The sequence below is a fragment of the Streptomyces sp. NBC_00154 genome (genome assembly GCF_026342835.1).
Lineage (GTDB): Bacteria > Actinomycetota > Actinomycetes > Streptomycetales > Streptomycetaceae > Streptomyces.
Map to the genome: position 1 here is coordinate 3,626,045 of NZ_JAPEMI010000001.1, position 25,588 is coordinate 3,651,632.

The window sequence follows — 25,588 nt, forward strand, 5'->3', positions numbered from 1 at the left end:
GCAGGGGGGTTGGGGATCGGGGCGGCTGCCGGGCGAGCCGGCGCCGGTCCGTTTCCGGTTCCCTGCGACGCCTAGTTCGACGACGACTTGGCCGACTTCGACGGACTCGCCGACGGGCTCGACTGCTTGTCGTCGGCGTTGGCGTTCGCGTCGGCGACCGCGGTGACGGCTTCCTTGGTGGCCTTCTCGGCGTCCTTGAGGATGTCGGCGCCGGACGGCGTCTTCGCACCCGCGTAACCCGCGCCGTTGTAGGTCAGAGTGACGACGACGTTCCCCGTACGGGCCACGATCGTCGCGTACTTGAAGTCCTCACCGGTCTTGGTGAGGTCGTACGTGACCTTGGTGGCCTGCTCGCCGATGCCGCTGACGGGGGCCTCCACGATCTTCTTCGCGCCCTCGGCCGTCCTGGTCTTGGCGAGCTGCTTCGTGAAGTCGTCCTCGGCACGCTTCGCGCCGCTGCCGAGGGCCTGGTCCGAGTCGAAGCGGGTGAAGCCGACGTCGAGCCAGCGGTACTGCGAGCCCTTGACGCCGTTGTCGTCGAGGCCGTTCCAGGAGCAGCCGGCGCGCGCGGAGGTGTCGCTGGACGTGGCCGGCGAACCGGCCTTGCTCTTGGCCTTGGGGACCAGCGAGGTGATCGTCTTCGTGGAGATCGCCTTGCACGGGTCGGGCAGCTCGGCGAACTTCGCCGGCGCGACCGCCGGCGCCGACTTCTTCGCGCCCGGGGCGGAGGAGGACGAGCCGCCCGACTCCTTCTTGCTGCCGGAGTCCGACGAACAGCCGGCGACGACGAGCATCACCGGGACGGCGGCGCAGGCGAGTATGCGGGTGAGTCGCGAGGCTGATCGGTGCATGGTTCCTTCACTCGGGTGGCGCGGGCGGCGCGGGTGGGCGGTCGGGCGGGTGTTCCGGAGGGCCACGGTACGACGGACGGCGGCCGGATGCCGCCTCGGCCGGGTGGGCCGGCGAGGGCGGCCGGCGCCGGTCCGGGGCGATCGGCGCGGGGCTATTCGCCGAACTTGTCGACCAGCTTCCGGGCCAGCGCCTGGGCTTTCTCCTGCAGTTCCTTGCTGTCGGGGATCTCCGTGGAGAGGGCGGGCTGCTCGGTGTACTGGACGGTCACGATGACGTTCGATGTGCGGAATACCACGCTCACCGTGCGGTGCTGTGCGGTGGAACCTGCCTTGATGAGCAGGTCGTCCAGAAATGCGGCATCTCCGAGGTCGTCGAGGACGCGCGGTTGAAGGTCTTCGGTGGCTCCGGTGGCCCCGTCGCCGCTCTTTCCGTCGGTCTCACCGTCGGTCTCCTCGTCGCTCGGCGTCGAGCCCGACGGGGAGTCCGACGGGGAGTCCGATGCGGAGGACGGCAGATGGGCGGCGGCCTCCTTCTTCCCGTACACCTCGTCGGCGCGGTCGTCGTCGCTCACGGAGGTGTCGTACGAGACGACCCGCTCGAAGTCGAGGGAGAGGCTGCGGGACGAGTCCGGGGCCTCGGCCTTCCATGTGCAGCCGACGCGGCGGTCCGTGTCGTAGGTCACGGAGGCCGTTCCCGCGTACGCCTTCTCCTGCTGGTCCTCCGGCAGTTCGGCGACACCTGGAAGCAGGTCCTTCAGGGTGGAGTGCGCGACCGAGCGGCAGGGGTCGGGAAGTGTGCGGTACTTGCCCGCTGGTGCGGCGGGGGAAGCTGTCGGGCCGCCGGGCCTGCTGTCGGCGGCGGAGCCGTCGGTTCCGGTGCCGGCGCTACAGCCGACGACAAGCGCTGCGAGGAGCGCGGCGCCGGGTACGTACGCCATTCGTCGCACGATCCTGGGCTCCCTTCGTGCGAAAAACGGTTGCCGCTCGATGGCGGCCGGTGGACACAATGTGTATCGCACGCGCCGCTGTGAATGCCGGTCGACCGACTCATTTGCCGACCTTGGCACCGGTTTTGCGCTTTCAGACTTTTCGGGGGAATCGAGGAACTATGTCGTATGTAGAGGTGTCGGGGGCCAAGGTTCCCATCCGGATGTGGGCCGACCCGGCTTCGGTCGAGGGCGGCGCGATGCAGCAGCTGCAGAATGTGTCCACCCTGCCCTGGATCAAGGGGCTCGCCGTCATGCCCGACGTGCATTACGGCAAGGGTGCGACCGTCGGCTCGGTGATCGCGATGCACGGCGCGGTCTGCCCGGCTGCGGTGGGGGTGGACATCGGCTGCGGAATGTCCGCGGTGAAGACCTCCCTGACCGCCAACGACCTGCCGGGAGATCTGTCGCGGCTGCGATCGAAGATCGAGCAGGCCATCCCGGTCGGGCGTGGGATGCACGACGACGTCGTGGACCCCGGGCGGCTGCACGGCTTCCCGACGGCGGGCTGGGACGACTTCTGGGGACGGTTCGAGGGGGTGGCCGATGCGGTCAAGTTCCGTCGGGAGCGTGCCACGAAGCAGATGGGAACGCTTGGGTCGGGCAACCACTTCATCGAGTTCTGCCTCGACGAGTCGGGTTCGGTCTGGCTGATGCTGCACTCCGGATCCCGGAACATCGGCAAGGAGCTCGCCGAGCACCACATCGGGGTGGCACAGAAGCTGACGCACAACCAGGGACTGGTCGACCGCGACCTGGCCGTCTTCATCGCGGACACTCCGCAGATGGCGGCCTACCGCAACGACCTGTTCTGGGCCCAGGAGTACGCGAAGCGCAACCGCGCGATCATGATGGGGCTCTTCCAGGACGTGGTCCGCAAGGAGTTCAAGAAGGCCCGGGTGACCTTCGACCCGGTCATCTCCTGCCACCACAACTATGTGGCGGAGGAGCGGTACGACGGCATGGACCTGCTGGTCACGCGTAAGGGTGCGATCCGGGCCGGGGCGGGGGACCTCGGCATCATCCCCGGATCGATGGGCACCGGCTCGTACATCGTGAAGGGCCTCGGGAACGCGAAGTCGTTCAACTCGGCCTCGCACGGCGCCGGCCGGAAGATGAGCCGCAACGCGGCCAAGCGGCGCTTCTCGACACGGGATCTGGAGGAGCAGACGCGGGGTGTGGAGTGCCGTAAGGACTCCGGCGTCGTGGACGAGATTCCGGGGGCGTACAAGCCGATCGAGCAGGTCATCGAGCAGCAGCGGGACCTCGTGGAGGTCGTCGCGAAGCTGAAGCAGGTGGTGTGCGTGAAGGGCTGAGTGCCTCTCGCGCCGATGAACGGAAGCGCCCCGGACCCTGTGGTGGTGGTCCGGGGCGCTTCTGCGTGTGCGCGTCGCTGTCAGCGGTCAGAGGGTGCGGTGGACCTTGGAGTTGGAGGCCTGGGCGCGGGGGCGGACCACCAGCAGGTCGATGTTGACGTGGCTGGGACGGGTGACGGCCCAGGTGATCGTGTCGGCCACGTCGTCGGCGGTGAGGGGGGCGTCGACGCCCGCGTAGACCTTGGCGGCCTTCTCGGTGTCGCCACGGAAGCGGGTGGTGGCGAACTCCTCCGTCTTGACCATGCCGGGGGCGACCTCGATGACGCGGACCGGGGTGCCGACGATCTCCAGGCGGAGGGTCTCGGCCAGGACGTGCTCGCCGTGCTTGGCGGCCACATAGCCACCGCCGCCCTCGTACGCGGCGAGGGCCGCCGTCGAGGAGAGGACCACGATCGTGCCGTCCCCGCTTGCGGTGAGGGCGGGCAGCAGGGCCTGGGTGACGTTGAGGGTGCCGATGACGTTCGTCTCGTACATCTGGCGCCAGTCGGCCGGGTCGCCGGTGGCGACGGGGTCGGCGCCGAGGGCGCCGCCCGCATTGTTGACGAGGACGGCGAGGGCGCGGAAGGCGGTGGCGAACGTGTCGACCGCCTCGCGGTCCGTGACGTCCAGGGCGTACGCCGTGGCCTCGTGGCCCGCCTCGTTGATCTCGGCGGCGAGTGCCTCGATCCGGTCCTTGCGGCGGGCGGTCAGGACGACGCGGTAGCCGGCGGCGGCCAGTTGGCGGGCAGTCGCGGCGCCGATGCCGCTGCTCGCTCCGGTGATCACGGCGATGGGGGTGGCGGCCATGCGGACTCGACTCCTCGGACAGCTGATCGGTACGGGATCAGGATAGGCAGGCGGAACGATCGGCCGTTGGTCGGCCGACAGCGGGGGCGGCGCGGTGAGCGGTGCGGTCGGTGCGATCAGGTGTGGTCATCGGGGTGGTCGGCGGCGCGGTCAGTGGTTGCGGGGGGCGTACATGATCACGGCCATGCCGGTCAGGCAGATCAGTGCGCCGATCACGTCCCAGCGGCCGGGGCGGTAGCCGTCGGCGATCATGCCCCAGGCGATCGAACCTGCGACGAAGACACCGCCGTACGCGGCGAGGACGCGGCCGAACTCGGCGTCCGGCTGAAGTGTGGCCACGAAGCCGTACGCGCCGAGGGCGATGACTCCGGCGCCGATCCAGATCCAGCCCCGGTGCTCGCGCACGCCCTGCCAGACGAGCCAGGCTCCGCCGATCTCGAAGAGCGCGGCGACGACGAACAGTGCGACTGAGCGGGCGACGACCATGGGAGCAGCGTTTCACGCGGGCGGAGCAGAGCGGGATGAGGCGGGTGGGGAGGCCGGGCGGGGAGGTGAACCGGACGGTGGGGCAGGCGGGTGGAGTTGGTGTGTCGAGCCGGTGTGTAAATAAGGACGATTCGCCGCGATCAGTATCTTCGGGGCATGGTACTGACGCGTAGGGCTCGACTGATGGTCTTCGTCGCGATGGCGACCGCTGCGACGGTGTCGACCGTGATGTGGGGGGCCGGAAAGGCGACCGGGGCGGTCCTGGTGCCCGTGCCGATGGCCGCAGTTGCGGCCATGCCGGTTCCGGCGCACCGGTCGGTTGCACCGGAGGCGGACATCTCCCACCACGGACATGTCTCGCTGTGGGGCGAGGCGCTCGGAGTCTGGCTGCTCAGCGAGAATCATGGGCCGTCGGACGTGATGCGCTCGACCGTGCGGCTGCGCTTCTCGGTGGCCCTCACGGGCCGGCAGGAGATGCCGGGCGCCTGTCTGCAGTCCGACGCCCGCACCGTGCTGTGCCGGACAGGACCGTTGCGTGCGGGCGGGGCGGCGGGGCGGCAGATCGCGCTCGAACTGCAGCTCGCGGGGCGGCCGGACGAAGTGGTCGTACGGATCGACACCGGGTGGGACGGCGGCGTGACCGATCGGAACCCGCAGAACGACCGGCATGAGGTGCTGGCGCCCGCCACCGGGGACGAATACGTCTTCTGACCGCCGGTAGCGCGTGTCCGGCGTGGCCGGACGCGCTGCTGCTGCGGTGGTGGCGGGTGCGCCGGTCATCGAGTGAGGGCGGCCCTGAGTGCCGCGGGGTCGGGCCGGTCGCTCGCCCAGGCGACGTAACCGTCGGGGCGGACGAGCAGCACGGTCGAGCGGTCGTCCGTCCAGTGCGTGTGCGCCAGCGGGGCCGGCGACACCGGCGTGGGCGTGTCGGCAGGAGTCACAAGGACGAACTCGCCGTCGCGCAGTACCTCCTGGAGGCGGCCCTCCACCAGTCCCAGGTCGGGAGCGCGCTTTCCGGTGAGGGGATGCGAGCCGCGCGGCGCCGCGTACGCGATGCCGATGCCGGAGACCATGCCCATCGCCTTGTCGCCGGCCGGCCGCGCCATCGACAGGAGGCGGGTGGCGGCCGCGCGGACCGCTCGCTGCCGCAGGGTGCGGGCCATGGCGAGGCGGACCAGCGCACCGCTGCTGCGCAGCACCTTGGTGCCGACCGGGTGCCTCTCGGTGTGGTAGCTGTCGAGGAGCGCCTCCGGGTCCGTCGCGTATCCCCGGAGCACGGTTGCGAGCTTCCAGGAGAGGTTGGCGGCGTCATGGAGGCCGGTGTTCATGCCCTGGCCGCCCGCGGGGGAGTGGACATGGGCGGCGTCCCCGGCGAGGAAGACCCGGCCCGTGCGGTAGGCGGGCACCTGGCGCTCGTCGCTGTGGAAGCGGGAGATCCAGCGGGCGTCGTGCATGCCGTGGTCGCTGCCCAGGGCGAGACGGACGATCTCGCGCAGCTCGTCGAGCTCGACGGGGTCGGTGTCGTCGGCCTGGTGGTTGCGGTTCCATCCCATGACCCGGTACCAGCCGTCGCCGAACGGGGCGATGAAGGCGAAGGCGTCCCCCACGCCGTTGGCCGTGAGGAGGGCGGCGGGTTCCTCCGTCAGCCGGACGTCGGCCAGGATGATGGACCGGATCACCGACTTGCCGGGGAACGGGAGCCCGAGCGCCTCGCGCACGGCGCTGCGCACCCCGTCGGTGCCGACGGCATAGCGGGCGGAGAGGGTGGTCCGCGTCCCGTCGGCGTCCTGCACCTCGGCGGTGACCTCGTCGGCGGACTGGTGCAGACCGGTCAGCTTCGTGCCGTGACGGAAGTGCACCCCCGCGGACAGTGCGCGGCGCTCCAGCAGATGCTCGATCTCGTACTGCGGGGTGATCAGCACGAACGGGAAGCGGGACCGGAGCCGGGAGAGGTCGAGCGAAAGGTTGCCGAAGAGCCGCAGCCTGGTGAGGCGGGAGCCCGTCTTGAGCAGCTCGTCGGCGAGGCCGCGGGCGTCGAGCACTTCGAGGGTGCGGGCGTGAACGGCGAAGGCACGCGTCATGTTGCTCGCGCTGCGCCGGCGGCGCTCGATGACGGTGACCGACAGGCCGCGCGCGGCGAGGTCGCCCGCGAGCAGCAGCCCGGTGGGCCCTGCACCCACCACGAGGACATCGGCAGTGGTGGCGTCGCGCGGTACGTCGGGGGTGGAGTCGGCGTTCGTACGGGTGCTGGGCTTGCCGGTCATGACGGCCTCCTGGAGCCGGTTGCCAACGAGCGTGGGTCAACGCTTGTTGGCAAACATAGATCCGGCGGATATGGCATGTCAACACTTGTTGGCCTACGATTGTTGGCATGACGACGAAAGCCCCCGGCGCGCCCCGCCGCTCGGACGCCACGAAGGCCGCGATCCTCGAAGCCGCCCGCGAGCGGTTCGCGGCCGACGGCTATGAGCGCGCCACCATCCGGGCCATCGCCCGCGACGCGAACATCGATCCGTCGATGGTGATGCGCTACTACGGCAACAAGGAGGGACTGTTCGCCGCCGCGTCCGTGATCGATCTGCGCCTGCCCGCGCTCGGGGCGCTGCCCGGCAAGCACATCGGTGCCGTACTCGTCGCACACTTCCTGGACCGCTGGGAGGAGGACGACGTGCTGACGGGGCTGCTCAGGGTCGGTGTCACCAATGAGGCGGGGGCCGAGCGCATGCGGGCGGTCTTCGCCGAGCAGCTCGGTCCGATAGCTGCCGGGGTCTGCCCCGACCCCGCCGACGCCCCACGCCGTGCCGCGCTCGCCGCATCCCAGATCCTGGGGATGGCGCTCGCGCGATACGTCCTGCGCATCGCGCCTGCCGCCGCCATGTCCCGCGACGAGGTGATCGCCTGGCTCGCGCCCACCGTCCAGCGCTACTTGACCGCCGAGCGGCCGTAACGGCCCCGCTCACCTCGGCGGGGCTCCGCCGGACACCGTCTACACGAGTGGGTCGGCCTGATCGGAGGCGTCACCGAACTCGTGGACCGCGCCGGCGACGATCTTCTCCAGGTGTGCGTGGTGGGCGCCGCGCCAGTACACCCGGCCGCACTCCACGCACTGCGCGAAGACGTCGTACGACCGCTGCGTACCGTGCTCCAGCTGCCCGCTGACGGAGTCCTTGTCGGCCTCGGTGAGCTGCCCGTTGCATGCGGTGCACCGGCTCCACGGGGCCAGCACCGGTGCGAACCGTTCGAGTACGTCGCGTAGCTGGTCGTCCGGGCGGTCGCTGTAGATGTAGGCACCCGCCCAGATCTCCCGTCGCCGCAGCAGCCCCCGGTCGCGCGAGAGCAGCACCCGTTGCTCCCTCGCCGACAGCGCGGCCAGCGCCGGATCGCCGATGTCCGCGCTCTCGTACGCGGCGTCGACGCCCAGCAGCCGCAGCCGCCGGGCGAGCGTGCCGAGGTGGACGTCGAGGAGGAAACGCAGCGGCGCGCCTTCGATGCGCTGGGGACGTGCCACCGCGCGCACCTCCACGAGTTCGCCCGCGCCGGGGATGTGCGAGACCGGAACGGGGCGGCCGTCGACGAGCAGTTGGCCCGCCTCGGTGAGCGGGACTCCGAGGGACTCCACGACATGGCCGAGTGTCGAGGCGCCGTCGGTGATCACGACCGTGCGCCCGTTGCGGCGCTCGTGCGCGACGAAGAGCCGCAGTTCGGGGTCGACCTCGAGGTGGATCTCCGGTCCGTTCACGTCGCCAGGATGCCATTGAGCGGTCCGCGGCAGCCAGGGGATTCGTGGGGGAGAGGTGGTGGCGCGGACGCGGAACGCGGCAGTGCGTCCGGACAGGTCTGCGCAATATTTAGTTGCAATCTGCAGAAGCTGCGCATTGCAGATGAATTGCCTCGGCAGGGTCCGCCCGGCAGAGGGTTTTCGGGCCCCCGGGCGACCGACCTACAGTTCCCCCATGAAAATTCTCGATCTCGAACCCGGCGATGCCCGACTGGCCGACGACCTGCTTCCCGTCCTGCGTGAACTGCGTCCGCATCTGACGGAGGACCTCTTCCGCGAGGTGTACGGGAAGGGATACGCGCAGGGGCTCCGCTTCACCGCCTGCTACGACGACGGCGTATGCGTGGGCGCGGCCGGATGGCGCATCGTCGACAACACCAGCCAGATCCGCAAGCTGTACGTCGACGATCTGGTCACGGCCGAGCACGCCCGCTCCACCGGCGTCGGCCGCCGGCTTCTGGGTTATCTGGAGCAGCGCGCCCAGGAGTCGGGATGCCTGGAGTTCAGTCTGGACTCGGGGACCCACCGCACGGATGCCCACCGCTTCTATCTGCGGGAACGGCTGGCCATCGTCGCCTTCAGCTTCACCAAGCGGCTGGTCCGGGACCGGGGCTGAGCTCCGGGCCGAGCTACGGGGCGGACTTCGGGGCGAGTTCCAGCCGCCAGTTGTTCGTCAGCAGCACATGGCCGGGCGGGTACTCGAAGTCGCACATGCCGAGCAGGGTGAAGCCCGCCTTGCGGCAGACCGCGTTCGACGCGGCGTTGTCCACGGACGGGTAGGCGTGCAGATGGCGGTGCTTGTGCTCGGCCCGGGCCTGCTCGGCGACGGCCACGGCCGCGGTCGCCGCGATGCCCCGCCCCTGGTATCCCGGGAGGACGGCCCACCCCGTCTCGTACACCTCCTGCCCTCGCCAGGTCCGCTCCCAGAACCCGATGGTCCCCACGGGCTCGTCCCCGGCGCCGTCGGTCAGGGCGATCCGGTACATCCTGCCGCGGCCCGTCCGGTCCTCGCTCAGCGCGACATAGCGGTCGTGGCGCGCCATGAGCTGTTCCTCGGACTCGGGCCCGCCCAGGTGGTCCATGAGCTCCGGCGCATTGGCACGGCGGAGCAGCTCCAGGTCGCCGTCCGACCAGGGCACGATCCGCACGACGGGCGCCGGCGATGACGAGGTGCGTTCCATACCGAAGACAGTAGGCCGCACTACTGACAACCACCGGCACCGACCGTCAACGGGTGGCGAGTGCCGTCGGCGGGGCACCGATCGTCGACGTGAAGTCCCTGGTCAGGTGGGCCTGGTCGCTGTAGCCGAGGTCCGCGGCCAGCTCAGCCCAGTCCACTTCGGGGTCAGACTCGGCGCGTTCCAGCGCCTCGTGGATGCGGTAGCGGAGGATCACCCACTTGGGGCCGACGCCCACGTAGGTGGCGAAGAGCCGCTGCAGCGAGCGTGCCGACAGCCCTTCGGTGCGGGCGAGTTCGTCGACCCGGCGCACCGTGCGGTCGGTGCGGACGCGCTCGACCAGGGCCATCGCGCGCTCGGCCTGCGGGTCCGGTTCCGGGGCGAGTGCCAGCAGGTACGCGTCCAGCGCGGCGACCCGCGCGTCCTCCTGGGCCGGGTCCAGCACGGCCGCCACAGGAGCGGGTACGGCGAGGACCTCGTGCGCCAGGAGCCGTCGGCCCGTCCACTCCGACACGGGGCGGCCCGGTGCGAACGGCCGGAAGCCACCCGGCCGGAACTTCACCGCGCACACCCGTCCCCGGCCCTCCAGTTTCTGGGTGAAGAGTCCGAGTCCGATGCCCGCGACCTCCGCGAAGGCGGCCTCGCCGCTGCTCTCGTGGTGCTGGAAGACCAGGTTCACCGACGGGTGCGGCACCACGTGTGAGGTGTACGGCTCCGGCAGGTCCCAGTCGATCAGCCAGTAGAACGCCACCTGCGTCCGCAGTCCGGGCGCGGGCTCGCGCCGGCGGAAGTGCACATGCGAGAAGAGTTCGCGGGCGTCGACGATGCCCCGGGTATCGCGTCGAGGAGCAGACATGACAGCGATCCTATGGCGAACGTACGTTCGTATCGATGGTGTCGCATTTATTCAAGACACGGGCCGCCGCCGGACGGACGGTCGCAGCATGAAGAAAATCAGTGAACTGCTGGCTGCGGCCGCCGACGGCGCTGCTCCCGTCGTGCGTGGGATCGACGACGGCCGACTGGGCGACCCCACGCCGTGCACGGAGTACGACGTGCGGGCCCTGATCGACCATCTCTTCCAAGTGGTCGTCAACTTCCAGGCCTTGGCGGCCAGAGAGGAGCCGGACTTCGGTGCGAAGCCGACCGCGGTCACCGGGGACTGGCGGGGCCGCTTCGGAGAGGAGACGGCCAAGCTGGTGGCGGCGTGGGACGCGCCGGGTGCGGACGAGGGGACCGCGGGTTCCATGGGGTTCCCCGCCAGAACCGTCGCGCGGATGGTGCTCGGCGACCTGACCGTGCATGCGTGGGACCTGGCACGGGCCACCGGTCAGGAATACGTCCCGGACGAGGCGGTGGTGAGCGAACTCGGTCCCGGGCTTGCCGAGATGGCTCCGAATGCGCGGAAGGCGAAGGTGTTCGGTGAGCCCTTCCCCGTACCGGACGGTGCTAGCCCCTTCGAGCGGATGCTGGCTGTGACCGGGCGCGACCCGGGGTGGCAACCGCCCCGGGCGTGAGCCCCGGGGCACCGGTGGCTCCCGAATCACCCATGACTCCAGTGGCCCCCGTGGCCGGAATCGTCCCTCCTGAGGTGCGGTAGAGCCCCTCCAGCCTCGTGTGCGCCCCGTCGACGATCTCCTCGGCGGCCGCGACCGTCTCGCGCTCGGCGAGGCGCGCCGCCTGATGGGTGTACGGGGACGGCGGCGCCGGATGCCGGCGCCGCCACCACGTCTCGCACCCTGCGTAGATCCCCACGGCGAAGACCAGTACGGGGATGGACAGGGCCAGCAGAATGTCGCCCATGGGCGGGCCTCCTCGATGTCGATGCCTCGCACACCGACCGCACCGGCGGTATCGGCTGTATGGGGTACATCGGCAGGGCCGGCACGTCTGCTGAAGATCATTCTTCGGCCAATGAATGGCCGAATACGGGCGTATTCCGGTCTACGTGTCCAAGGCCCACAGGTGCACGGCGTCGCCACTCCCGGACACCGTGTACCAGGTGCCGTCGCCGAGAGCCGTGGGAGTACCGGAGACCGGGAACGGGTACGCGACCTGACCGGCCGGGCGCATACCCGCCGCGTCCAGCAGCCAGTGGCGCACCGGCCCGTACTCCTCCTCCTGATCCGTGCTGGAGATGGCTGTCTCCTTGTCCACGAACCCGCACTCGTAGTCCCACATCACGTCGTCGGCGTCGAAGTCGTCCGGATCCGCGTCGGGGTGACGGGGCACGGCATCCGCGGCCTCCAGCTCGGCCACCACCGCACCGTCCGAGACCCGGTGCAGAGCCAGGGAGTCCAGATCGTGAGCCACTGTCAGGAAGTGCTCGCCCGTGGGGCTCACGGAGGTCAGGATCCGCTCCTCCTCGCCGAAGTGCTCCACGGACAGCTCCGCCCCGTCCCACCGCCCCCACAGCAGCGGCGCCCCGTCCTGGCCCTCGCCGACGCTCAGCCCCATCTGCGCCGGATCGGGATGCGGTACGTGCTCCGAGCCCGCCGCCACGGTCTCCGCGTCCGCCCGCCCCAGCACCCGCCCGTCGGCGGCATCGATGACCAGCCACTCGTCGAGCGCCTCCGGATCCGGACCGGCCGTCGCCACGGGGCCGCGGATGTGGGCCCACACGAGCGAACCGTCCACCGAGAACACCGCGGAGCCGCTGTCCGCGTACAGATGTGACCGGCTGTCCGCGTACTCCTCGAACGACTCGTGCAGGATGCGGCAACCGCCCTCCCAGCAGCCGTGCCGAACCTCCCAGCGCACCGCCCCCGCCGGATCCACCGCGCGTACCGAGTGCACCCCGGCGAAGACCGCGAGATCCCTGCCCGGCGCCACCGTGAACGTACCGAAGCGGCGCGGCCAGGGGGCCGGGAAGCGGGTCTGCGGGGCGGACGGGTCGTCCAGGTCGACGGCGACCGCCTCGAAGTCGCCGCGCTGAATCAGCAGGCGTCGATCCGGCCACCGCAGGACGGACGGCGCGTACGCGGCGTCACGATCCCGGTCCAGGGGTGCGGTGAGCGTGGCGACGAGGCGAGCGGATGCGGCACTGGTGGTCATGGGTCCCCTCCCGAACGTGCAGCGTGCAGCGTGCACGAGAACAGGGGAGAACCGTAGAGCCCCGGGGTGACAGCCGCGCTACGGGGTGGCGTCGGGACCGGCTCAGGACGGGACCGGGACGAGGGCAGGGCAGGTTCGGGGCCGGATCGGGACCGGCTCAGGGCCGGGTCCGGATCGGCTCAGGGCCACACCAGGCAGTACGCCTGATGTCCCGCGTCATGCAGACGATGGCTGAAATCCTGCCACTCGTGGAGCAGCTGGTAGACGTTGAACGCGTCGCGCGGGCCGCCGCGGTCCGGGACCGTGGACCAGATGAAGGCCGCGGCACCGACCGACTCCTCGCCGACGTCGCGCAGCGGGTCGACGACCGTCATGGGGAGCTTGACCACCGCGTAGTCGGGGTGCAGGACGACCAGTTCCAGCGGGGGGACCTTGTGCAGGGGTATGCCCTGTATGCCGGTGAGCACCATGGCCGCGACCGTCTCCGGCTTGATCTTGCTGAACATGCCGCCCATGCCCAGCTCGTCACCGCCGAGCTCCTCGGGGCGCATCGAAATGGGCACGCGTGCGGCAGTGGCCCCGTCGGGGGCCCCGAAATATTTGTAGGTCACCCCCACTCGACCACCACTCCTGCTTCCGGCCTGTGCACTGCCGGCCTGATGTATGCCCTGCTTACGCTCAGCCCCACGCCGGTGCCGACCTCGCCGGGCAGGCTCGGGCCCCAGGTCGTCGGTCCCTTCGCCCACTCCGCCACCGCGATGCATATCTCATCCACCCGACTACTACTTAGGAGACACAGCCCCCGCCGCGCAACCCGATCATCGTGTCAGTGACCTCCCCCGCGGGCGTGGTGTGAAACACCCGTCCGCAAGACCGTCGGTGGCTCTGACACCATGGCTTGTGTGAGCTTTCCCTATGACGCCCCAGTTTTGCAGACGCGAGAGGGCTGACGCCTTTCGTCATACGAGGAGATCACGCTTCCTGCTCACTGGCGGCCGGATTTCCGGCCCGGCCCCCCGACCCCCCGAATCGCAGATCAGGACCAAAGTGCCGTATTCATACGAAGCCCCAGTTTCGCAGACGCTTTTCGACCGCGCGTCCCTCGTGACGCCCGGCGGCGTGAACTCTCCCGTACGCGCCTTCCGGGCCGTGGGCGGTACGCCCCGCTTCATGGTGTCCGGTACCGGTCCGTACCTCACCGACGCCGACGGTCGTGAGTATGTCGACCTCGTGTGCTCGTGGGGGCCGATGATCCTCGGCCATTCCCACCCCGAGGTCATCGCCGCAGTCCAGGAGGCTGTCGCCCGCGGCACCTCGTTCGGTACGCCCGGTGAGGGCGAGGTCGCGCTCGCCGAGGAGATCGTGGCCCGGATCGAGCCGGTGGAGCAGGTGCGGCTGGTGTCGTCCGGCACCGAGGCGACCATGTCCGCGATCCGGCTGGCGCGCGGGTTCACCGGCCGCGCGAAGGTCGTGAAGTTCGCCGGCTGCTACCACGGGCACGTCGATGCGCTGCTCGCCGCCGCCGGGTCCGGGGTCGCGACCTTCGGTCTTCCGGACACCCCCGGGGTCACGGGCGCGCAGGCCGGCGACACGATCGTGCTGCCGTACAACGACCTGGAGGCCGTGCGGACCGCGTTCGCCGCGCACCCCGGCGAGATCGCCTGTGTGATCACCGAGGCGTCGCCGGGCAACATGGGCGTCGTGCCGCCGGTGGACGGCTTCAACGCCGGGCTCAAGGAGATCTGCGCCGCCAACGGTGCGCTGTACATCTCCGACGAGGTCATGACCGGATTCCGTACCTCGAAGGCCGGCTGGTTCGGCGTCGACGGGGTGCGGCCCGACCTGATGACCTTCGGCAAGGTCATGGGCGGCGGCTTCCCGGCCGCGGCCTTCGGCGGGCGCGCCGATGTGATGGCGCACCTCGCCCCGGTCGGCCCCGTGTACCAGGCGGGCACCCTCTCCGGTAACCCGGTCGCCACCGCCGCCGGGCTCGCCCAGCTGCGGCTGCTCGACGATGCTGCGTACGCGAAGGTCGACGCGGTCTCCGCGGAGATCCAGGCCCTGGTGAGCGAGGCGTTCACCAAGGAGGGCGTCGCGCACACGGTGTCCGCGGCCAGCAACATGTTCTCCGTGTTCTTCACGGACCAGCCGGTGCGGAACTACGAGGACGCCAAGAAGCAGGAAGCCTTCCGCTTCACCGCCTTCTTCCACTCGATGCTGGCGCAGGGCGTCTATCTGCCGCCGTCCGCGTTCGAGTCCTGGTTCGTCTCCACCACCCACGACACGCAGGCCGTCGAGCGGATCGCCGCCGCGCTGCCCGCCGCCGCCCGTGCCGCATCGGAGGCCACCGCATGAGCCCGGCCGACAAGGACATCACCGTCGTCCATCTGATGCGTCACGGGGAGGTGCACAACCCCGAGGGTGTGCTCTACGGGCGCCGCCCCGGCTACCACCTCTCCGAGCTCGGCCGGCAGATGGCCGACCGGGTGGCCGAGCACCTGGAGAAGCGCGACATCACCCATGTCGTCGCCTCCCCGCTGGAGCGCGCCCAGGAGACGGCGACACCGATCGCCAAGACGCACGGCGTCGACCTGGCCACGGACGAGCGGCTGATCGAGGCGGCCAACGTCTTCGAGGGCAAGACCTTCGGGGTCGGCGACGGCGCGCTGCGCAAGCCGGACAACTGGAAGCACCTCACCAACCCGTTCCGCCCGTCCTGGGGCGAGCCGTACATCGAGCAGGTCGTACGGATGATGGGCGCCCTCGACGCCGCGCGCGACGCGGCCCGCGGGCACGAGGCGGTCTGCGTCAGCCATCAGCTGCCGATCTGGATCGTCCGGAGCTTCGTCGAGCGGCGGCGGCTCTGGCACGACCCGCGCAAGCGGCAGTGCACGCTCGCCTCGCTGACCACCTTCACGTACCAGGGCGACAAGATCGTCTCCGTCGGCTACACCGAGCCGGCCCGCGATCTGGTGCCTGCGCATCTGCTGGCAGGTGCCAAGCCGGTGAAGGGGAAGTCCAAGGCGTTCGGCGCCTAGATCCTTCTCTCTGCCAACTCTGCGGGCCCCGCCGATCCTTCGGCCGGGGCCCGCGCCGCGTCCGGCCGGCTTCGGGTCGGGTCGCGCCAGGAGTCATGCGCCGATCGGCGGAACCGCCGTGCTGTTTCACCCATCTAAGCCTTTGCCAGTTTGTATGGAGTTGGGCCAAAACGACCGCAGATGGGGACGCCATGCGCGATATCAGCCGAAGGAGTCTGCTCACAGCCGGACTGGGAGCAGCGGCTGCCATCGGGATGGCGGGCTGCGGTTCCCCGGACTCCGCCGTGAGGGGCGGGTCGAGCCCCGGGGAGCGGGCGGGCGGCAAGGCCGAGGGAAGCGGTGCCGGGGACGACGACGTGCGGGAGATCGGCGACGGTTCCACCGCTGACACCGGAGCGCAGCCGAACCAGCCTTCCGCGCCGGTCCCGCTGGAACCCGGGCAGACCCCGCCGCAGTTCGTGATCTTTTCCTGGGACGGGGCGGGCGAGGTCGGCACCGGGCTCTTCGCGCGTTTTCTCGAACTCGCCAAGGACCACGACGCGTCGATGACCTTCTTCCTCTCCGGGCTCTATCTGCTGCCCGAGTCGAAGAGATCCCTGTATCGACCGCCGAACAACGCCATCGGCGCCTCCGACATCGGGTATCTCACCGATGACCACATCAAGGCGACGCTGGACCAGGTGCGCCGGGCCTGGCTCGACGGTCATGAGATAGGCACGCACTTCAACGGGCATTTCTGCGCCGGCTCCGGATCGGTCGCCCACTGGACGCCCGGCCAGTGGGAGAACGAAGTCGATCAGGCGGTCTCCTTCGTCACCGAATGGCGCACCAATACTGGTTGGACCGATCTCGACCCGCTGCCTTTCGACTACCGCAAGGAACTCATAGGCGCCCGCACGCCCTGTCTGCTCGGCCAGGACAATCTGCTGCCCACTGCGCGCAAACTAGGGTGGCGCTACGACGCGAGTTCGCCCGGCGGCACCCAGATCTGGCCGGAGAAGCGCCAGGGGCTGTGGGATCTTCCGCTCCAGGGCATACCGTTCCCCGGGCACTCGTTCGAAGTGCTGTCGATGGACTACAACATCCTTGCCAACCAGTCGAAGAACTCCACCCAGGGAATACCGTCGCGCTTTCCGGCCTGGCGTGAGCAGGCCATACAGTCGTACCTCGCCGGTTTCGAGCGGGCGTACAAGACGAATCGTGCGCCCTTCTACATCGGCAACCACTTCGAGGTGTGGAACGGCGGCATCTATATGGATGCGGTCGAGGAGACCATCAAAAGGATCGCGGGGAAGCCGGATGTGCGGCTCGTCTCGTTCCGGCAGTTCGTCGACTGGCTCGATGTCCAGGACCCGGCCGTGCTTGCGAAGCTCCGTACCCTCGAGGTCGGCGAGTCGCCCGGCGGTGGCTGGAACACCTTCTTTAAACAGGCCTGACAACGGTCTTTACGGGCACCGAGGGGGGTGCGCAAGATCCCCGAAACCGCCATGCGAAACTTTTCACATGAGCTTTGGCCGCGCACCCCGACGCCGCTTCACCCTGCTCGCCGCCCCCGCAGCGGCCGCCGCACTGGCGCTGACCCTGACCGCCTGCGGTGGTGACGGCAACAAGGCCGGCGGTGGCGGCAACTCCCACTTCGTCACCGGCAGTGGCGGGATCTCCACCGTGGCCAAGGCGGACCGCCAGGACGCGCCGAAGCTCGACGGAGCGACGCTGGACGGCAAGCCCCTCGACGTCGCCGACTACAAGGGCAAGGTCGTCGTACTGAACGTATGGGGCTCGTGGTGCGGCCCCTGCCGGCTGGAGGCCAAGCACTTCGCGAAGGTGTCGAAGGAGACCGCGAGCCAGGGTGTCCAGTTCATCGGGATCAACACCCGGGACGCCGAGAAGGGCCCGGCGGTGAACTTCGAGAAGGACAACAGCATCACCTACCCGAGCTTCTTCGACCCGATCGGCAAGCTCATCCTGCGCTTCCCCAAGGGCACGCTGAACCCGCAGGCCATTCCGTCGACCGTGGTCATCGACCGGGACGGGAAGATCGCGGCCCGCACCCTCGTCGCCCTCGACGACGTCAAGCTCCACAAGATGATCGACCCGCTGATCGCGGAGAAGTGATCACGTGCTCACGCTCGCCGCGACCACGGGCATGAACACGACCGTGTTCAACGGGGCCCTTCTGGTGGCCCTGCCCATCGCCGTACTCGGCGGACTGGTCTCGTTCTTCTCGCCGTGCGTGCTGCCGCTGGTGCCCGGCTACCTCTCGTACGTCACCGGGGTCAGCGGGACCGATCTGGCCCAGGCCAGACGGGGGCGCATGGTCGTCGGCGCCTCGCTCTTCGTACTCGGCTTCTCCGCCGTGTTCGTCTCCGGTGGCGCGCTCTTCGGCTATTTCGGGCAGCGGCTGCAGGATCACAGCGAGGTCATCTCCAAGATTCTCGGCGTCCTGATGATCCTGATGGGCGTCTTCTTCATGGGGCTCATGCCCTGGATGACCCAGCGTGAATTCCGCATCCACAAGCGGCCGGTGTCCGGCCTCGCCGGAGCGCCGCTGCTCGGGGTGCTGTTCGGGGTCGGCTGGACGCCGTGCCTCGGCCCGACGCTCACTTCTGTGCAGACGCTCGCCCTCGAGCAGGGGACCGCCGGGCGCGGGGCCGTACTGACCCTGGCGTACTGTCTCGGACTCGGCCTGCCGTTCGTGCTGGCCGCAGTCGCCTTCCGCAAGGCGCTCGGTGCCTTCGGATGGGTCAAGCGCCACTACGTATGGGTCATGCGGATCGGCGGCGCGATGATGATCGTGACCGGACTGCTCCTGCTGACCGGTGTGTGGAGCAGCATGATGCAGGAACTGCAGGGCTGGTCCAACGGCTTCACGGTGGGGATCTGAGTTCCATGAGCAACACCAAGACCGACGCGGCCGAAGAGCGCGCGAACGAGCGCGAGCGCGAGAGCCGACAGGAGCGGGAGAACGCGGCCGAGCTCGGCGCGGCCGGCTCGCAGCTCTCCACGGCACCGCGCGAAGAAGCCCTGGCCGCACTGCCCGCCATGGGCGTCATCGGCTGGGCGCGCTGGTTCTGGCGCCAGCTCACCTCGATGCGGGTCGCGCTGATCCTGCTCTTCCTGCTCTCGCTCGGGGCCATCCCCGGCTCGCTGATCCCGCAGAACAGCGTGGACGAGCTGAAGGTGCAGACCTTCAAGGAAGCCCACACCACCGTCACGCCGATCTACGAGAAGCTCCAGTTCTTCGACGTCTACAGCTCGGTGTGGTTCTCCGCGATCTACATCCTGCTGTTCGTCTCCCTCATCGGCTGCATCGTGCCGCGCACCGGCCAGTTCGTCGGCCAGCTGCGCAGCCGCCCGCCGGGCGCCCCCAAGAGGCTGACCCGGCTGCCCGCGTACACGACGTGGCGCACCGACGCCGAGCCGGAGCAGGTCCGCGAGGCCGCGCTCGCGATGATGCGCAAGCGGCGCTTCCGGGCGCACGCGGACGGCGATGCGGTCGCCGCCGAGAAGGGCTATCTGCGCGAGGCCGGGAACCTGATGTTCCATGTCGCGCTGATCGTCATGCTGGTCGCCTTCGCCACCGGGCAGCTCTTCAAGTCCGAGGGCGGCAAGCTGATCGTCCAGGGCGACGGTTTCTCCAACACGCTGACCCAGTACGACGACTTCAAGTCCGGATCGCTCTACGACACGGACTCGCTCGCCCCGTTCAGCTTCACCCTCGACAAGTTCGTCGGCACGTACGAGCGCAACGGTCCGCAGGTCGGCACCCCACGCAAGTACGAGGCCCACGTCACGTACTCCGAGGGCGCGTACGGCAAGCCGAAGAAGGCCGTCATCAAGGTCAACGAGCCGCTGGTGGTCGACGGCTCCAAGGTCTATCTGATCGGGCACGGCTACGCCCCGGTCGTCTCCGTCAAGGACGGCAAGGGCAAGGAGGTCTACAAGGCCGCCGTTCCGCTGCTGCCGATCGACAGCAATGTCACCTCGACCGGTGCGATCAAGGTGATGGACGGTTACCGCGACAAGAACGGCAAGAAGGACCAGCTGGGCTTCCAGGCGTTCTTCGTGCCGACGTTCGCGGGCAACGGCAAGGGGACGATGTTCTCCCAGTTCCCGGCCGCGGACTTCCCGGTACTGGCCCTCAACGGGTACCACGGCAGCCTCGGTGTCGACTCCGGTCTGCCGCAGAACGTGTACCAGCTGAACACCTCGAAGATGGAGGCGTTCAAGGACAGCAAGGGCGACAAGCTGAAGCAGCGGCTGCTGCCCGGCGAGACGATGAAGCTGCCGGACGGCGCCGGATCGATCACCTTCGAGGGCATCGAGCAGTGGGCCAGCTTCCAGATCTCGCAACAGCCCGCCAGCGGCTGGGCGCTCACCGGAGCCATCGGGGCCATCGCCGGTCTGGCCGGGTCGCTGTTCATCCAGCGGCGCCGGGTCTGGGTCCGGGCCGTACGCGGAGCGGACGGCGTCACCGTCGTCGAGATGGCGGGCCTGGGCCGCAGCGAGTCCGCGAAGCTTCCCGAGGAACTGGCCGATCTCGCGGTCACACTCCATGACATGGCGCCCACCGCGCCCGACGACGCATCCGCCGAAGCACTTTCCGAAGAACCTGCCGAAGGGGCTGAGAAGTGAATCTCGCCGCCGCAACCAACGAGAATCTGGCGCACACCAGCAATGTGCTGATCTATTCGTCGATGGCCGTCTACACCATCGCCTTCTTCGCGCACATCGCGGAGTGGGTGTTCGGCAGCCGCAGCAAGGTCGGCCGCACCGCCGCCGCGCTGACCGGGGCCGCCGACGCCTCCTCGGCGAAGATCCAGGTCCAGGTCGCGCAGAAGGGCGGCGCCACCGCCGTACTGGACCGTCCGAAGATCATTACGCGTTCCGCCGCCGGTTCGCGTGACGTCCCGGACGGGCCCGGCGCCGCCGGCGGCACGTTCAAGGGCGATCTGTGGGGGCGGATCGCGGTCTCCATGACCGTGCTCGCCTTCCTTGTCCAGGCCGCCGGGGTCGTCGCCCGCGCGCTGTCCGTGCAGCGTGCCCCCTGGGGCAACATGTACGAGTTCTCGATCACCTTCTCCACGGTGGCCGTCGCCGCGTACCTGATCCTCCTCGCGCTGAAGAAGAACGTCCGCTGGATGGGCCTGCTGCTGGTCACGACCGTCCTGCTGGACCTCGGCATCGCGACCACCGTGCTCTACACCTCCAGCGACCAGCTGGTGCCCGCACTGCACTCGTACTGGCTGTGGATCCACGTCTCCACCGCCATCATCTGCGGTGCCGTCTTCTACATCGGTGCGGTCGGCACACTGCTGTATCTGTTCCGCGACAGCTACGAGAGCAAGCTCGCGAACGGCGTCGAGCCCGGCTCGTTCGCCCAGTCCGTGCTGTCCCGGCTGCCCGCCGCGGCGACCCTCGACAAGTTCTCGTACCGTGTCAACGCCGCCGTCTTCCCGCTGTGGACGTTCACGATCATCGCCGGTGCGATCTGGGCGGGCGACGCCTGGGGCCGCTACTGGGGCTGGGACCCCAAGGAGGTCTGGTCCTTCATCACCTGGGTCGCGTACGCCTGCTACCTGCACGCCCGCGCCACCGCAGGCTGGAAGGGCCGCAAGGCCGCCTACCTGGCGCTGATCGCCTTCGGCTGCTGGCTCTTCAACTACTACGGCGTGAACATCTTCGTCACCGGCAAGCACTCCTACGCCGGCGTCTGAGCCTCCCGCCCTCATCCGTACGGGTGCGGAACCCGCCCCGTCGGGCCACGCTGGAATCATGAGCGACACGCACACAGTGGTCGAACGTGGTGCCGCAGAGACCGACGGCGACCGCCACATCCTGCGGTTCACGCTCCGGCTGCCCCACTCCGTGTCACGGGTGTGGGCAGCCGTTGCCAGTTCCGACGGGCTGCGGGACTGGCTCGCCGCCGCCGAACCGTTCGAACCGCGCATCGGCGGTGCGATCACGCTGCGCTGGCTCAACACGGACCGGGACGGGAACGCCACGGTCGCCTCCGGCACCGTCACCGCCTGGGACATCGAGCGGGTCGCCGAATACACCCTCGAAGGGGTGCACGGCCGGATCCGCTTCCACCTGGAGCCGCCACGCGGCGACCATGTGGTGCTGCGCTTCACCAATGAGTTCCGCGGCGACGACGCGCTGCGACTGGACTGCCTGGCGGGCTGGCACAACCACTTCGAGTACCTGGTGGAGGCGCTGGACGGGCGTCCTGCCGACTGGTCCGCCTGGACGCTCACGCGATGGCAGGAGCTGCGGGACGGATACGCGGCGGACGGCGGCCGGGGCAGGGACTGACGGTCCGGGCGGCGGTGGGCGGTCAGGGTGCGGACGACGGGGGCAGGCAGTTCCGCGCCGGGGGCTTCCCCTCCGGCCAGGCGATCGCCACGAACCGCTGCGAGGCGTCCTCCCGCGCCAGCTCCACCACCGGCACCGCCTTGTTGTACGGGTTGCCGTGGTTGTCCAGGCAGATCCAGCCGCTGGCCCCCGACACCCGCAACGACGCCTTCACCCGTGGCCACTGCTCGCCCACGTCAGCGGGCTCCGGAAGGTGCTTGCCGCCCGTGGTCGCCTGCCGGATGCCGTGCACGGCCGTCGCCATTGCGTCGTACGCGATGATCACCTGGCCGTCGGTCAGATCCTGGTGACCGGTCGGGCCGATCGGACCCACCGGCTTCTTCCCTACCACCTCCAGCAGATCCAGGAACTCCTGGTAGTCCGCGGGGGAGCCACCCGTCCTCTCCTTCGCCCCGCCCTTTTCCGCCGCCCAGGCGTCCGGGTGCGCGAGCGAGGCGTAGCGGACCGTCACCTTCCGGCGCAGCGTGTTCCGGTCGAGCTTCTTGTCGCCGCCGAGATACGAGCCCTCGTCGCCGGTGAGTACGGTGAACGCCCGGTCCTGACAGCCGCGGGCCCCGAGCGCGTTGATGAACTGCCGCAGTTGCGTGTGGCGCCCGGCGAAGAACACCGTCTCCGCGCCCGAGTCGCAGATCAGATGCGTGATCTGCTGGAACGTGTTGGCCGTGGTGCCCTCGTCGGTCGGGTCCTTCGGCGAGGTGAAGAGCTGCGGCTCGTACCGGGTGCCCTTCACCAGCGAGGCGAACGCCGCCTTCAGCGTGTCCGTGTAGTGGTCCCCGGTACGGGTGTCCTGGACCAGCAGCGCCCTGTCGGCCCGCACCTTGCCGAACTGGGCGAGGGCGCGCGCCTCGTCCCGGTTGGTCGGGGAGACCCGGGCCAGCCCCGGGAACGGGTCGCCCTTCGGGCCGTTGGCTATGTCGTCAGCGGTGATCGTCGAACCGACGACCGCGATGCGCGCGGAGGTCAGCTCCTTGACCGCCGACTTCACCTGCGTACTGCTGGTGGCGACCCCCGACACGGCCCGCAGCCGGTCCGGGGCACCCGTCATCGTCTTGAGACGGTCCACCGTGGGACGCCAGAGCAGGTTGTTCTTCCCGGTGTTGGCGAGCAGCAGACGGATCTTCGGCACCTGGTCGTTCGACAGATGGTTGGCCCGGTACTGCTCGGCGAACGCACCTTGCAGCTCCCGCCGCATCTTCGTGCCCATCGATCCGTCGGTCGAGGTCAGGGGCAGCAGCAGCGCGACCGACACGTACCGGCCCGGCTTCAGTCCGGCGTTCTCCCGCCCGATCGCCGCGGCGACATCGGTCAGCTTCGGCATCCCGAAGCCGTAGCCGGAGCCGGAGACACCGATGCACTCGTCACTGCCCTGCGGACGCTCGACGCCCGGCACGCACCGCCGGTTCTCCGGGGCGGTGAGCCGGCTGATGCCGTACCACCCCGAGGTGATCACGAGCGCCCCCACCACGATCGTCGTGACGAGCTTCTGCCGGGCCGTGTACCAGACGCGATAACGCAGCGGATTACGCATACGAGCCACTGTCCCCCTGTGTCCGTCCTGGTCCGTGCGCGCCGGCCGGCGGGTGGACCGGCGGCCCCGGTGGCATGGAGAGCGGCCGCCACGCCCTGATGTCCTGCGGCCAGTGCGTCGCCGCGTCCCAGAGCACACTGTTGCCCGTCGGATGCCTGCCGGACAGCTGCCGCAGCTCGAACGCCATCTTCTCGGTCACCTCGTCGTCCGGCAGCGCCAACGGATCGGAGAGCAGCCAGACGGCGTGCAGCAGCCGGCGCAGCTGCAGCTGGAGTTCCGTCGCCCGCTCGTCGAGCCCGGCGAGCCCCGTCTCCTCGTCCGGCGACACATCGGCCGGTTCCTGCCCCAGGGCGATCGCCCGCCGCGGATCGGGGCCGGAGCTGCCGGGCGCGCGCGGATACGGCGCCGCGGCGATGAACCGCAGTGCGCCCAGCCAGCGCATCACGTCGGTGAGCGCGAACTGCACCCGTAGATGGGTCACACACGCCCCGGCCCCGCCCAGCACCAGCTCCTGGTGCAGGCGGTGCGGGACGCTCGGGAAGCTGCCCCCGGGCACATAGGCCGCGCGGAGCGACTCGTGCACCGCACGCCACATCGCGTAATGCGGATGGTCACCGTCCTGGAACCGCAGCCGGTGCAGCAGCAGCGACCGCAGCAGCGGATCGGCGACGAAGTAGTCGGGGCCGACCTGCCAGTCCTGCGCCCGCAGCACATCCCGTACGAGCAGCGCCACATCGCCGTCCATCGAGACCCCGCGCAGCCGCGTCCTCGCCAGCAGCCGGGCGGACTCCTCGCCGTGCGCGGCGGCCAGCACACTCAGGACGTCCGGACGCTGCCCCGGCAGCAGCTGCTTCAGCAGCTCGTCCGCCACCCGCACCGGTGGCCGGTCCTCCCGCAGTTCCACCGTGCGGTCGAACAGCGCCCCGGGCACCAGTGCCGCCGGTTCCCCCGCCTCGCCCGCCGCCTGCGCGAACAGCGCCACCCCGAGCGGGCGCCCGCCCGTCAGCCGGTGCACACCGCGGGCCAGTCCGGCCGGGGTGCGGCCCGCCGGATCGAACCGGTCGAACGCCGCCTGCACCTGCGTGGCGCTCAGCGGGGTGAGGTCCACCGCGAGGATCCCGGACGTCACCTCCGTGGACCTGGCCCAGTGCGAAGCGTGCGCCACCTCGGGCAGCCGGTGCCGCACCGCATGGCTCAGCCCCTCGTGGTCACGGGCGCGCGACGAGGCGAACACGGCGATCTGATCGCGACCCCCGGCGCCGCGCTGCCGCAGCAGCGGCTCGACCAGCTGCCGCCCCAGCGCCGTGTGCGCATTGTCGAGCAGCAGCACCGGACGGCCCCGGCGGGCGCCGCGCGCCATACCCCGGTAGGCCCGGACCAGGTCCTCGACCAGCGCCAGCACCAGATGGTCCTCGGCCCGGCGGCGCAGATCACCGCCGCGCTCGAAGTCGACGGCCAGCTGTCGCAGCCCGATCCGGCCGTTGCCGCCCGCCTGCGGATAGCTCCCGTACCAGTCCGCCGACCGTCGCTGGAACCGGCTGAACGTCTCCTCCAGCACCGTCTCCACGGTCGCCTCCGCGACCAGCCCCGCCAGCGGAACCATCGAGTCGAACGCGCTCGCCGCCAGCTTCGTCAGCACCTTCGCGACCCAGCCGGTCGCCGCGCCCCCCTTGGTGTCGACCGTGGCCAGCACCGGACCGAGCGACTGGAGATCCCGCTGTGCCCGGGTGTCGTCCTCCCGGCTCCAGGAGATCGAGGCGACCGCCACCAGCCCGAGACTCAGCCGCGGGAACTGCACCGGCCGCGCTCCATGCACCCGCACCGTCAACTGCGCTGCGAGCTCCGGCAGTGCGCCGGTGACCGGGGTCCAGCCGGGGCCGGGGTCCTCGGGCGGGACGACCGCCTCGCAGTCGACCAGGGCGACCGGGGTGATCTCCCGGTACACATGGCGCAGCTGCTTGAGTACCGCGGTCTTGCCCATGCCGCGCCCACCGGTCAGCACGACGACGGGCGGATCGTCGCGGTGCTCGTAGGCGGCCCTGGCGGAGCCGGTAGGGGTGAGACCTGTCAGACGCGCCGCAAGTCCGTCGTTGCCGAAGATCGCCTCGCGCCCGTACAGCTCTCTGTCCACAGCACCCCCAGCGCCGACACC

At 69.9% G+C, this 25,588-nt stretch carries 26 protein-coding genes; 13 read left to right on the forward strand and 13 right to left on the reverse strand.

What is annotated here, in order from left to right; translation table 11 throughout:
• Positions 1 to 71 precede the first annotated feature (71 nt).
• Entirely contained in the window at positions 72 to 851 is a 780-nt protein-coding gene (locus tag OHA03_RS16335; protein ID WP_267004574.1) for a DUF3558 family protein, read from the reverse strand.
• A 152-nt stretch (positions 852 to 1,003) separates the two neighbouring features.
• On the reverse strand, positions 1,004 to 1,789 hold the full coding sequence (locus OHA03_RS16340; protein ID WP_267004575.1) for a DUF3558 domain-containing protein: 786 nt from the start codon (positions 1,787 to 1,789) through the stop codon (positions 1,004 to 1,006).
• Positions 1,790 to 1,959: 170 nt separating this feature from the next.
• Here OHA03_RS16340 and OHA03_RS16345 point away from each other — a divergent pair, with 170 nt between their 5' ends.
• Positions 1,960 to 3,153: an RtcB family protein gene (locus OHA03_RS16345; protein ID WP_267004576.1), complete on the forward strand. Its 1,194-nt coding sequence runs from the start codon at positions 1,960 to 1,962 to the stop codon at positions 3,151 to 3,153.
• An 87-nt stretch (positions 3,154 to 3,240) separates the two neighbouring features.
• Here OHA03_RS16345 and OHA03_RS16350 read toward each other — a convergent pair whose 3' ends face one another.
• The gene (locus OHA03_RS16350) at positions 3,241 to 3,999 is read right to left on the reverse strand and encodes an SDR family NAD(P)-dependent oxidoreductase (protein WP_267004577.1); all 759 of its coding nucleotides are present in this window, start codon (positions 3,997 to 3,999) and stop codon (positions 3,241 to 3,243) included.
• Between the two features lie 150 nt (positions 4,000 to 4,149).
• Positions 4,150 to 4,485 carry a YnfA family protein gene (locus OHA03_RS16355; RefSeq protein ID WP_267004578.1) on the reverse strand — a complete coding sequence of 112 codons (336 nt, stop codon included), beginning with the start codon at positions 4,483 to 4,485 and terminating at the stop codon, positions 4,150 to 4,152.
• A gap of 156 nt (positions 4,486 to 4,641) precedes the next feature.
• On the opposite strand from OHA03_RS16355, the gene OHA03_RS16360 reads away from it, so the two are divergent.
• Positions 4,642 to 5,196, forward strand: a complete 555-nt coding sequence (locus tag OHA03_RS16360; protein WP_267004579.1) for a hypothetical protein — start codon at positions 4,642 to 4,644, stop codon at positions 5,194 to 5,196.
• Between the two features lie 65 nt (positions 5,197 to 5,261).
• Here the strand turns inward: OHA03_RS16360 and OHA03_RS16365 are convergent, their stop codons facing one another.
• Positions 5,262 to 6,749, reverse strand: coding sequence for an FAD-dependent oxidoreductase (locus tag OHA03_RS16365; protein ID WP_267004580.1), 1,488 nt, complete (start codon positions 6,747 to 6,749; stop codon positions 5,262 to 5,264).
• Between the two features lie 107 nt (positions 6,750 to 6,856).
• On the opposite strand from OHA03_RS16365, the gene OHA03_RS16370 reads away from it, so the two are divergent.
• Complete coding sequence (locus OHA03_RS16370; RefSeq protein WP_267004581.1) at positions 6,857 to 7,432, forward strand: TetR/AcrR family transcriptional regulator; 576 nt, start codon at positions 6,857 to 6,859, stop codon at positions 7,430 to 7,432.
• 39 nt (positions 7,433 to 7,471) lie between these two features.
• Here the strand turns inward: OHA03_RS16370 and OHA03_RS16375 are convergent, their stop codons facing one another.
• A complete protein-coding gene (locus OHA03_RS16375) occupies positions 7,472 to 8,224 on the reverse strand; it encodes a Mut7-C RNAse domain-containing protein (RefSeq protein WP_267004582.1) in 753 nt (250 codons plus the stop codon).
• A gap of 214 nt (positions 8,225 to 8,438) precedes the next feature.
• Here OHA03_RS16375 and OHA03_RS16380 point away from each other — a divergent pair, with 214 nt between their 5' ends.
• Complete coding sequence (locus OHA03_RS16380) at positions 8,439 to 8,879, forward strand: GNAT family N-acetyltransferase (protein WP_267004583.1); 441 nt, start codon at positions 8,439 to 8,441, stop codon at positions 8,877 to 8,879.
• Positions 8,880 to 8,892: 13 nt separating this feature from the next.
• Here OHA03_RS16380 and OHA03_RS16385 read toward each other — a convergent pair whose 3' ends face one another.
• Positions 8,893 to 9,444 carry a GNAT family N-acetyltransferase gene (locus OHA03_RS16385; protein WP_267004584.1) on the reverse strand — a complete coding sequence of 184 codons (552 nt, stop codon included), beginning with the start codon at positions 9,442 to 9,444 and terminating at the stop codon, positions 8,893 to 8,895.
• Positions 9,445 to 9,490: 46 nt separating this feature from the next.
• Positions 9,491 to 10,297, reverse strand: a complete 807-nt coding sequence (locus OHA03_RS16390) for a helix-turn-helix domain-containing protein (protein ID WP_267004585.1) — start codon at positions 10,295 to 10,297, stop codon at positions 9,491 to 9,493.
• A gap of 88 nt (positions 10,298 to 10,385) precedes the next feature.
• Here OHA03_RS16390 and OHA03_RS16395 point away from each other — a divergent pair, with 88 nt between their 5' ends.
• Positions 10,386 to 10,958, forward strand: coding sequence for a TIGR03086 family metal-binding protein (locus tag OHA03_RS16395; protein WP_267004586.1), 573 nt, complete (start codon positions 10,386 to 10,388; stop codon positions 10,956 to 10,958).
• On the opposite strand, the gene OHA03_RS16400 is transcribed toward OHA03_RS16395, so the two are convergent.
• The 3 genes from OHA03_RS16400 to OHA03_RS16410 form a co-directional block, all read right to left on the reverse strand.
• Positions 10,891 to 11,244 (reverse strand): hypothetical protein, encoded by a 354-nt coding sequence (locus OHA03_RS16400; protein WP_267004587.1) that lies wholly within the window; start codon positions 11,242 to 11,244, stop codon positions 10,891 to 10,893. The genes OHA03_RS16395 and OHA03_RS16400 overlap by 68 nt on opposite strands.
• A gap of 141 nt (positions 11,245 to 11,385) precedes the next feature.
• Positions 11,386 to 12,495 carry a hypothetical protein gene (locus OHA03_RS16405; RefSeq protein WP_267004588.1) on the reverse strand — a complete coding sequence of 370 codons (1,110 nt, stop codon included), beginning with the start codon at positions 12,493 to 12,495 and terminating at the stop codon, positions 11,386 to 11,388.
• Positions 12,496 to 12,674: 179 nt separating this feature from the next.
• Complete coding sequence (locus tag OHA03_RS16410; protein WP_267004589.1) at positions 12,675 to 13,259, reverse strand: hypothetical protein; 585 nt, start codon at positions 13,257 to 13,259, stop codon at positions 12,675 to 12,677.
• Between the two features lie 283 nt (positions 13,260 to 13,542).
• On the opposite strand from OHA03_RS16410, the gene hemL reads away from it, so the two are divergent.
• The 8 genes from hemL to OHA03_RS16450 all read left to right on the forward strand — a co-directional run bounded on the left by hemL (position 13,543) and on the right by OHA03_RS16450 (position 21,848).
• The gene (gene hemL / locus OHA03_RS16415; RefSeq protein WP_267004590.1) at positions 13,543 to 14,850 is read left to right on the forward strand and encodes a glutamate-1-semialdehyde 2,1-aminomutase; all 1,308 of its coding nucleotides are present in this window, start codon (positions 13,543 to 13,545) and stop codon (positions 14,848 to 14,850) included.
• Positions 14,847 to 15,533 carry a histidine phosphatase family protein gene (locus OHA03_RS16420; RefSeq protein ID WP_267004591.1) on the forward strand — a complete coding sequence of 229 codons (687 nt, stop codon included), beginning with the start codon at positions 14,847 to 14,849 and terminating at the stop codon, positions 15,531 to 15,533. Before hemL ends, OHA03_RS16420 begins: the two co-directional genes overlap by 4 nt.
• Positions 15,534 to 15,724: 191 nt before the next feature.
• The gene (locus tag OHA03_RS16425; protein ID WP_267004592.1) at positions 15,725 to 16,969 is read left to right on the forward strand and encodes a hypothetical protein; all 1,245 of its coding nucleotides are present in this window, start codon (positions 15,725 to 15,727) and stop codon (positions 16,967 to 16,969) included.
• Positions 16,970 to 17,036: 67 nt separating this feature from the next.
• Positions 17,037 to 17,648: a TlpA disulfide reductase family protein gene (locus OHA03_RS16430; protein WP_093776288.1), complete on the forward strand. Its 612-nt coding sequence runs from the start codon at positions 17,037 to 17,039 to the stop codon at positions 17,646 to 17,648.
• A gap of 31 nt (positions 17,649 to 17,679) precedes the next feature.
• The gene (locus tag OHA03_RS16435; RefSeq protein WP_078852814.1) at positions 17,680 to 18,417 is read left to right on the forward strand and encodes a cytochrome c biogenesis CcdA family protein; all 738 of its coding nucleotides are present in this window, start codon (positions 17,680 to 17,682) and stop codon (positions 18,415 to 18,417) included.
• Between the two features lie 5 nt (positions 18,418 to 18,422).
• On the forward strand, positions 18,423 to 20,168 hold the full coding sequence (locus OHA03_RS16440; protein WP_267004593.1) for a cytochrome c biogenesis protein ResB: 1,746 nt from the start codon (positions 18,423 to 18,425) through the stop codon (positions 20,166 to 20,168).
• Entirely contained in the window at positions 20,165 to 21,250 is a 1,086-nt protein-coding gene (gene ccsB, locus OHA03_RS16445; RefSeq protein ID WP_267004594.1) for a c-type cytochrome biogenesis protein CcsB, read from the forward strand. Before OHA03_RS16440 ends, ccsB begins: the two co-directional genes overlap by 4 nt.
• Before the next feature lie 58 nt (positions 21,251 to 21,308).
• Positions 21,309 to 21,848, forward strand: coding sequence for an SRPBCC domain-containing protein (locus OHA03_RS16450; protein WP_267004595.1), 540 nt, complete (start codon positions 21,309 to 21,311; stop codon positions 21,846 to 21,848).
• A 22-nt stretch (positions 21,849 to 21,870) separates the two neighbouring features.
• On the opposite strand, the gene OHA03_RS16455 is transcribed toward OHA03_RS16450, so the two are convergent.
• Together OHA03_RS16455 and OHA03_RS16460 are read right to left on the reverse strand one after the other, a co-directional pair.
• Entirely contained in the window at positions 21,871 to 23,436 is a 1,566-nt protein-coding gene (locus tag OHA03_RS16455; protein ID WP_267004596.1) for a hypothetical protein, read from the reverse strand.
• Positions 23,429 to 25,567: a hypothetical protein gene (locus OHA03_RS16460; protein WP_267004597.1), complete on the reverse strand. Its 2,139-nt coding sequence runs from the start codon at positions 25,565 to 25,567 to the stop codon at positions 23,429 to 23,431. Before OHA03_RS16460 ends, OHA03_RS16455 begins: the two co-directional genes overlap by 8 nt.
• Positions 25,568 to 25,588 lie beyond the last annotated feature (21 nt).

What these genes read in the sequence shown, in the direction of transcription:
- OHA03_RS16340 (WP_267004575.1), bottom strand. Translation starts at nt 1,789, where the DNA reads ATGGCGTACGTACCCGGCGCCGCGCTCCTCGCAGCGCTTGTCGTCGGC.
- OHA03_RS16390 (WP_267004585.1), bottom strand. Translation starts at nt 10,297, where the DNA reads ATGTCTGCTCCTCGACGCGATACCCGGGGCATCGTCGACGCCCGCGAA.
- OHA03_RS16400 (WP_267004587.1), bottom strand. Translation starts at nt 11,244, where the DNA reads ATGGGCGACATTCTGCTGGCCCTGTCCATCCCCGTACTGGTCTTCGCC.
- OHA03_RS16335 (WP_267004574.1), bottom strand. Translation starts at nt 851, where the DNA reads ATGCACCGATCAGCCTCGCGACTCACCCGCATACTCGCCTGCGCCGCC.
- OHA03_RS16345 (WP_267004576.1), top strand. Translation starts at nt 1,960, where the DNA reads ATGTCGTATGTAGAGGTGTCGGGGGCCAAGGTTCCCATCCGGATGTGG.
- OHA03_RS16425 (WP_267004592.1), top strand. Translation starts at nt 15,725, where the DNA reads ATGCGCGATATCAGCCGAAGGAGTCTGCTCACAGCCGGACTGGGAGCA.
- OHA03_RS16360 (WP_267004579.1), top strand. Translation starts at nt 4,642, where the DNA reads ATGGTACTGACGCGTAGGGCTCGACTGATGGTCTTCGTCGCGATGGCG.
- OHA03_RS16370 (WP_267004581.1), top strand. Translation starts at nt 6,857, where the DNA reads ATGACGACGAAAGCCCCCGGCGCGCCCCGCCGCTCGGACGCCACGAAG.
- OHA03_RS16450 (WP_267004595.1), top strand. Translation starts at nt 21,309, where the DNA reads ATGAGCGACACGCACACAGTGGTCGAACGTGGTGCCGCAGAGACCGAC.
- OHA03_RS16430 (WP_093776288.1), top strand. Translation starts at nt 17,037, where the DNA reads ATGAGCTTTGGCCGCGCACCCCGACGCCGCTTCACCCTGCTCGCCGCC.
- OHA03_RS16410 (WP_267004589.1), bottom strand. Translation starts at nt 13,259, where the DNA reads ATGCATCGCGGTGGCGGAGTGGGCGAAGGGACCGACGACCTGGGGCCC.
- OHA03_RS16355 (WP_267004578.1), bottom strand. Translation starts at nt 4,485, where the DNA reads ATGGTCGTCGCCCGCTCAGTCGCACTGTTCGTCGTCGCCGCGCTCTTC.
- OHA03_RS16350 (WP_267004577.1), bottom strand. Translation starts at nt 3,999, where the DNA reads ATGGCCGCCACCCCCATCGCCGTGATCACCGGAGCGAGCAGCGGCATC.
- OHA03_RS16440 (WP_267004593.1), top strand. Translation starts at nt 18,423, where the DNA reads ATGAGCAACACCAAGACCGACGCGGCCGAAGAGCGCGCGAACGAGCGC.
- OHA03_RS16380 (WP_267004583.1), top strand. Translation starts at nt 8,439, where the DNA reads ATGAAAATTCTCGATCTCGAACCCGGCGATGCCCGACTGGCCGACGAC.
- OHA03_RS16405 (WP_267004588.1), bottom strand. Translation starts at nt 12,495, where the DNA reads ATGACCACCAGTGCCGCATCCGCTCGCCTCGTCGCCACGCTCACCGCA.
- OHA03_RS16455 (WP_267004596.1), bottom strand. Translation starts at nt 23,436, where the DNA reads ATGCGTAATCCGCTGCGTTATCGCGTCTGGTACACGGCCCGGCAGAAG.
- OHA03_RS16435 (WP_078852814.1), top strand. Translation starts at nt 17,680, where the DNA reads ATGAACACGACCGTGTTCAACGGGGCCCTTCTGGTGGCCCTGCCCATC.
- OHA03_RS16385 (WP_267004584.1), bottom strand. Translation starts at nt 9,444, where the DNA reads ATGGAACGCACCTCGTCATCGCCGGCGCCCGTCGTGCGGATCGTGCCC.
- OHA03_RS16365 (WP_267004580.1), bottom strand. Translation starts at nt 6,749, where the DNA reads ATGACCGGCAAGCCCAGCACCCGTACGAACGCCGACTCCACCCCCGAC.
- OHA03_RS16420 (WP_267004591.1), top strand. Translation starts at nt 14,847, where the DNA reads ATGAGCCCGGCCGACAAGGACATCACCGTCGTCCATCTGATGCGTCAC.
- OHA03_RS16395 (WP_267004586.1), top strand. Translation starts at nt 10,386, where the DNA reads ATGAAGAAAATCAGTGAACTGCTGGCTGCGGCCGCCGACGGCGCTGCT.